Below are 6,514 nucleotides of genomic sequence, written 5' to 3'. Positions count from 1 at the left end.
CGATCGACCATGCGGAAGAAGCTGAATTCGCGTGGAAGGTCTGGTATCTTGACTGGAAAGACCCATCAAAGGGCGAGCACACGGTCACCTCGCGCGCCACTGATACGTCAGGCAAGGTCCAGCCCGCGATGGACGATCCGGTTATCGCCAAGAAACACACCTACTGGGAAAGCAACGGCCAAGTCACGCGCCGCGTCAGCATTGCTTGAGAAGGTTACTGGCGGCCCTACCAAACTGACGAGGATCGAGGTGACCTCACTCCAAATATGGGGTCACCCCGTCATTGCTGTCGAGCAAGCCTATGTCGCGGGCGCATGGGCCGACAGCGGACTGTCGGCTTCTGGCTTCGAAAAAAGCGATAGCAGACAGTCAACAACCCCATCCAACGTCCCTATTCGGCGCAATGTGTCTGGGCCCGCAAATAGCATGTCGGCTTTTGGGAATGGCGGCGAGAATGACCGCAATGTGGCGCGTTGCAGATCGGCAGCATCGGGCCGTTTGAAGACAGTCGGCTATCGGTGGTGAAAACGCAGAAGCCGACATTGGCGAATGCAGCATAATCTCTCTGCGTTACTCATGAGACCGCGGTCGTCCACCGCGTCGGCGACGCTCTCAAGGTCATTATGCGGCTCCAGGATCGATGTTCTGGTTCATCCGGAAGATATTGTCGGGGTCATAGCGCCGCTTTACCCGTTGAAGACGTCCGTAAGCCTCAGAGCCAAACGCATCGTGGACGAGGTCGGCGCCTTCGCCATGGCCTGGGAAGTTGAGATAGAGCCGACCGGTCGAGTGTCGCTGCATGTGCTGCCAGAAGCTGCGCACCCAGCCTATGTTCGCGTCGTCGTCCGAAACACTCGACCAGATCGCGTCCAGACTCAGCATGTAGGGCATGGACCGGTCGCCGAAGGCGGTCGCGTCCGCCGCCACGCGTTGCGCGTGGCCGCCGAATTTCCAGATCGAGGCGAAGGTCATCTCGGATGGACGTTCCACCATCTGCCGCAGGATATCGGCGATGACGCCGTCGTCGAGGTGGGAGAGATAGGTCGATTTCCAGTAGCAGCGATCACGCCCCTTCGGAAACAGCGCGTCGTACAGTGACTGAATGGTGCGGTAGGGCATCCGGCCGCTGAAATCGAGAAGCGGGTCGCCAAAACTGCGGAGCGGTGCAACGATCCGTTCGCCGTCATCCGCCGGCCCGTCGTACACATGGGCAAGCGACACCACGCGCCGCCCGCGCGCGTGTTCGGGGAGAGAGGGATCGTCGGGCAACGTCGAAAATTCAGCGAGTCCGCTTAGCTGGTCCGGCGCCGTTTCCATAAAGTCGCGCCAGCGCGCGATGACTTCATCAGCGCGTTCCTCGGGATAGGCGGGGCCGCAGAACATCAGCTCAGCTTCGATCGGGTGCAGCTTGAACTCGAAGCTCACTACGACACCGAAATTGCCGCCACCGCCGCGGAGCGCCCAGAGAAGATCGCGGTTCTCCGCCTCGTCGGCGCGAATGAGCCTTCCCTCGGCGGTAACGACATCGGCCGCGAGGAGATTGTCGACGCACAGGCCATGAGTGCCGCGCAGCCATCCGATGCCGCCGGACAATGTCAGGCCCGCAACGCCGGTTGCGGAAATGAGCCCCCCCGGCGTGGCACGGCCGAAAGGCGTCGTCGCGGCGTCGACATCCGCCCAGGTCGCACCGCCACCGACGATGCCGCGGTCGAGGCCGGGCACGACGCGCACGGCGTTCATCAGCGACATGTCGATCATCAATCCGCCGTCGCAAACCGCATAACCCGCGACATTGTGGCCGCCAGAACGAATGGCGATGGCGAGTCCGTGCTCGCGCGCGAAATTCACCGAGACCATGACATCGGCGGCGTTTTGGCAGCGGGCAATGAGCGCCGGGAGCCGGTCGATCATGCCATTCCAGACGACCCGGGTGGCATCGTAAGCCTCGCTCGCCGGATCCAGCACCTCGCCGCGCATGCTGGAGCGAAGGCCGTCGATGCTGGCGGGCGAAAGCGAAGCCGTGGTCCTCTGGTCCATCGTGTCATCATCCGTTTCCAGCACACTAGCGCGGAACGTGGACGCCCGCTAAAGTCGAAAAGGTAAGGAAACGGTCATTTCTGCCATGGTTGAACAGGAGGTTCCACTCAACGTGGCGATCCTCGCGGTCCCGGAGGTCACGGCTTCGGCGCTCTACGGAATGGTCGACCTGTTTTCTTCGCCGGGACGGGACTTTCGTTTCATCACGCAGGGCATGGCTGGGGATCAGCGGATGCGTCCCTACGTCGTCGCGCGCGACGCTGGCCGGTTTCGCGCGGCGAACAGCGTTTGGGTACATCCCGACCACACGCTCGCCGACTGTCCGCGTCCTGATATCGTCTGCATTCCCGATTTCTTCGTCAATCCGGGCGAGAGCGTCGCTGGGCAGTATGAGCCTGAAGCGCGCTGGCTGAAGCGCGCGCATGAGGAAGGCGCGCTGCTGGCGAGCGCCTGTTCCGGCGCGGTGCTGCTGGGCGAAGCCGGGCTTCTCGCGAACCGCGAGGCGACAATCCACTGGGGCTATGTCGACACGCTGACGAACAACTATCCCGGCGTAAAGGTGAAGGTGGAGCGGTCGCTGGTGCTGAGCGGCGAAGCGCAGCGCATCGTCATGGCCGGTGGCGGATCGAGTTGGCAGGATCTGGCGCTCTATTTGATCGCGCGCTTCGTGGGTCTTCGCGAGGCGATCGAGGTGGCCAGGGTCTACATGCTGCAATGGCACGACCTTGGCCAGCAGCCCTTCGCCACGCTGGCACGCTCGCGGCAGACGAGCGACGCAGTGATCAAGCAAAGCCAGCAATGGGCGGAATCGAACTTCCGCAAGCCGGCACCCGTCGCCGTTATGGCGCGCCTGTCAGGCCTGCCCGAACGCTCCTTCGCGCGTCGCTTCGCCAAGGCGACGGGCATGAAGGCATTGGACTATGTTCACGCGCTGCGGCTCGAAGAAGCCAAGTGGCTGCTGGAAACGAGTGACGAGGCCGTCGAGGCGATCGCCAATGAAGTCGGCTACGAGGACACGAGCTTCTTCGGGCGCCTTTTCCGCCGCAAGGTCGGTATTACACCGATGCAATACCGCTTGCGCTTCGGGTCGCTGCATCGGGCGGTCCAAAAGGAATGACCGGGGATAATCCGCCAAGCGGGACGTTGGTTTCATTCAGGGTAAATGTCTGCTTCTGGGTCGTCGGCAAACATCTCTGAACGACCAACATTGGGCGCGAAGCTGCCGTTGTCGGTTCGACATCTGGAGGTCGGCGGCAGGACTGGCGCTATCTGGCCTGAACTATTCGAGGCCCGCAAGACGTAGGCCATCGATATATCTGGAGCGGTCTTCCGCACGGATCAGTGGATAGTATTTCTCAACCCAAGCAATGCTAATGCCCGGCTGCAGGCGTCTACATTCGGCAAGGCCCCGCCGTGCGAGTTCCAGATCGCCCGCGAGGCCCGCTGAAGCGGCGAGCGTGCGCCAGGCAGACCCGAAGTCGGGCCGAAGTTGGACGGCGCGCCGCTCGGCGGTGACTGCTTCTTCATAGCGGTAAGCGACCAGATGGCACAGCCCTTCAATGGAGAAATTCGCGGCCTGAGAATAGTCGCGGGGGCTCAATTGCCTAGCGATCTCGAGTTGGCGATACCCTTCCTCCGCAAGTCCCGCATATCCATAAGCCACGGCCAGAATAGCTCGCGCGAAGGCGAAGCTCGGGTTGCGCTGCAATGCCTCGTTCAACTCTTCAACAGCCGGTCCAAAGCGACGTGAGAGGGTGAAGACGTAGCCCGCCGCCACGTGGGCCCAAGGGTCTTCTGGATCAAGGTCGATGGCCCGTTGTGCGACAACGAGACCATCGGACATGCCCCCCTCGTAGTCCATGTTTCCGAGCGTCACCCGGGTGGCGAAAATCCAAGCCAGCAGGCTATGCGCTCTCGCGTAGCCTGGATCGAGTTCAATGGCCCGTTTCAGGAGGTTGATGCCAGTATCGTCAACTTGAGATACCCAGGTCCAGATAAAGGGCATGGCCCTCACCACGCAGCCCCATGCATCGAGACTCTCCGGTGGCTTGCTCTGGAGACGGAGGTTCTCGGCTGCATAGAGCTGAGGTTCGATCGCTGCGACGACATTAGCCGTGATCTCGTCCTGTAGAGCGAATATGTCAGTGGCGGGGCGGTCGTAGCGCTCTGCCCATATGTGACTGCCGCTAGCCGCGTCGATAAGCTGGCCAGTTACCCGTAATCGCTCCCCGGCCTTGCGGACGCTGCCTTCCAGTACATAGCGAACACCAAGCTCTCGCGCGACCTGACGGATATCTGGCGCCCTGCCCTTGTACGCGAATGTCGAATTGCGAGCGATAACAAAGAAGCCCCGCAGTTTGGACAGGGCCGTAATGATGTCCTCGGCGATGCCGTCGCCAAAATATTCCTGTTCGGGGTCGCCGCTCATGTTCTGGAACGGCAGGACCGCGATCGACGGCTTGTCGGGCGGCGCCAGTTTTCCACCTGACAGCGCGGCAACAATCAACTCGCTCGCCGTGTAGCGGCTCAAGGCCACTCGATAAGCTCGCACTGGCCGTGCAATGTTTTTGAGTTCCTTATCGCCGAGATCTTCGAATTCTTCCTTCAGCTTGTCTCGCACCTGCTCATATGCCGCACTCGACAGGTAAATCCCATTTGGTTCCGCAATGCTTTCCAGGCGAGCAGCAATGTTGACACCGTCGCCCAGCAGGTCGCCATCGCTCTCCTGCACTATGTCGCCGATATGGATACCGATGCGGAACTCAATACGTCGATCAGGCGGCACGCCGGCATTGCGTTCGAGCATGGCGTTCTGCACCTCGATGGCGCACCGCACAGCGTCGACCACGCTGCGGAACTCGACGAGGGTTCCGTCTCCAGTGCGTTTCACCACGCGTCCGGTGTGCACCGCGATGGTAGGATCGATCAGGTCGCTGCGCAGCGCCCGGAGTCGAGCGAGCGTCCGATCTTCGTCCGACCCGGCCAGCCGGCTGTATCCGACGACATCGGCGGCCAGGATCGCCGCAAGCTTGCGCGTCTCACTCACGTTGCCCCTCCTTCGCTATCCGACATAGCACAGACTCAGGGGCGTGGCTGCTCCATTCAGATCGGCTCGCCTGCTGACTCTTCGGTCCGAAGTGCGACATAGGCTGCGATTGCTGAAAGGGCTCGGAGTGGGGACCGCGAACATCTGCGATGACCGGACTTTGACCCCATTGCGGACATCGTGACTAGGCGCCAAGATCTCAACCGCGCCAAGTCGGCGTTCACGGACTTAGGGGAGAACTTGCATGGCTGATTTCAACGTCGGCTTCGTGATTTTCCCCAATATCACTCAGCTTGACTTCACCGGCCCGTTTGAAGTCCTGAGCCGGCTTGCAACGCCGCCGTCTATCTCGGCTCGCAGCAGGTTCCCGCAGTCGCGCACCCACGTCGTCGCGAAGACCATGTTGCCGGTCGTGAGCGACCGCGGCCTTGGCATCATGCCCAGCTGCACTTTCGAAACCTGTCCTGCGCTCGACGTCCTTTGCGTGCCGGGCGGCTCGGGCGTTGCGGAAGCGCTCGCCGATGCAGTGACGATCGACTTCATTCGCCGGCAGGGCGCGCACGCACAATACGTGACATCGGTATGCATGGGCGCGTTTCTTCTTGGCGCAGCCGGACTACTGAAGGGGCGTCGGGCAGCGACGCATTGGGCCTATGTCGACCTATTGCCTCTGGTTGGCGCGCGACACGAAAGGGCACGTGTCGTCCGAGACGGCAAAGTCTTCACGTCGGGTGGAGTCTCTGCAGGCATCGACTTCGCCTTGAGCATCATTGCCGAACTTGCAGGGCCGGAGGTCGCGGAAGCTATCCAACTTGGGATTGAGTACGACCCGTCGCCTCCTTTCGATGCCGGCCATCCCGACAAGGCGTCCGAGGCGGCCACGGCTCTGATGGTTCGCCGCAACGAGAAGGCCCATGCGGGCATCAAGCGGGGGCTCGAGAAGTTTTCGCACAGTAAGGTGTAGCCAACTCATCGGCGGTGTGCCGGGCTCAATGCGCGCTTGATCTGCAGCACGAAACAACGAAGGCGAATGGGCCACTGCCTGAGCCCAAGCACATGACTTTGCGCATTGGGGTCAACCTCGGTGACGTTATCGTCGAGGGGGATGATATCTATGGCGACGGTGTCAATGTTGCGGTGCGGCTCGAAACCCTCGCAGAGCCTGGCGAAGTGTGTATTTCCGCGAGTGTGTTGGACCAGATAAAGCCTCTAGCGAGGCGCCGGTTATCGGCGCCGGCACTGCACGCTCGCATTCGCGGTGGGACTAGAATACGCTCGCTACCCGGAGCTTCGACCTACGGAAGAGGCAGGACACAGGCATGGAGCGACGCCTCACCGCAATTCTTGCTGCCGACGTCGTCGGCTACAGCCGCCTCATGGGAGCCGACGAGGTTGGCACGCTTGCACAGCTGAAGAGGCTTCGCGCTGAAG

The 6,514-nt window shown here is 61.6% G+C and carries 4 protein-coding genes and 2 pseudogenes; 4 read left to right on the top strand and 2 right to left on the bottom strand.

Annotation, left to right across the window (positions count from 1 at the left end; translation table 11 throughout):
- Nucleotides 1–209, top strand: a pseudogene (locus PU724_RS33245) (sulfite oxidase); the annotation flags it as partial.
- 412 nt (nucleotides 210–621) lie between these two features.
- Here the strand turns inward: PU724_RS33245 and PU724_RS33240 are convergent.
- A complete protein-coding gene (locus tag PU724_RS33240; protein WP_354419893.1) occupies nucleotides 622–2,037 on the bottom strand; it encodes an FAD-binding oxidoreductase in 1,416 nt (471 codons plus the stop codon).
- A gap of 112 nt (nucleotides 2,038–2,149) precedes the next feature.
- Between PU724_RS33240 and PU724_RS33235 the strand changes: the two genes are divergently transcribed.
- Complete coding sequence (locus tag PU724_RS33235) at nucleotides 2,150–3,154, top strand: GlxA family transcriptional regulator (protein ID WP_354419895.1); 1,005 nt, start codon at nucleotides 2,150–2,152, stop codon at nucleotides 3,152–3,154.
- A gap of 162 nt (nucleotides 3,155–3,316) precedes the next feature.
- On the opposite strand, the gene PU724_RS33230 is transcribed toward PU724_RS33235, so the two are convergent.
- Complete coding sequence (locus PU724_RS33230) at nucleotides 3,317–5,083, bottom strand: adenylate/guanylate cyclase domain-containing protein (protein ID WP_354419897.1); 1,767 nt, start codon at nucleotides 5,081–5,083, stop codon at nucleotides 3,317–3,319.
- Between the two features lie 244 nt (nucleotides 5,084–5,327).
- Between PU724_RS33230 and PU724_RS33225 the strand changes: the two genes are divergently transcribed.
- Together PU724_RS33225 and PU724_RS33220 are read left to right on the top strand one after the other, a co-directional pair.
- On the top strand, nucleotides 5,328–6,047 hold the full coding sequence (locus PU724_RS33225) for a DJ-1/PfpI family protein (protein ID WP_354419899.1): 720 nt from the start codon (nucleotides 5,328–5,330) through the stop codon (nucleotides 6,045–6,047).
- A 14-nt stretch (nucleotides 6,048–6,061) separates the two neighbouring features.
- Nucleotides 6,062–6,277 (top strand): annotated as a pseudogene (locus tag PU724_RS33220) (adenylate/guanylate cyclase domain-containing protein); the annotation flags it as partial.
- Nucleotides 6,278–6,514: the final 237 nt, after the last annotated feature.

This window comes from Mesorhizobium abyssinicae (assembly GCF_049887195.1).
Lineage (GTDB): Bacteria > Pseudomonadota > Alphaproteobacteria > Rhizobiales > Rhizobiaceae > Mesorhizobium > Mesorhizobium abyssinicae.
Note: the sequence above shows the minus strand (reverse complement) of the source record. Positions and strands in the feature narration are given on the sequence as shown.

What these genes read in the sequence shown, in the direction of transcription:
- PU724_RS33225 (WP_354419899.1), top strand. Translation starts at nt 5,328, where the DNA reads ATGGCTGATTTCAACGTCGGCTTCGTGATTTTCCCCAATATCACTCAG.
- PU724_RS33240 (WP_354419893.1), bottom strand. Translation starts at nt 2,037, where the DNA reads ATGGACCAGAGGACCACGGCTTCGCTTTCGCCCGCCAGCATCGACGGC.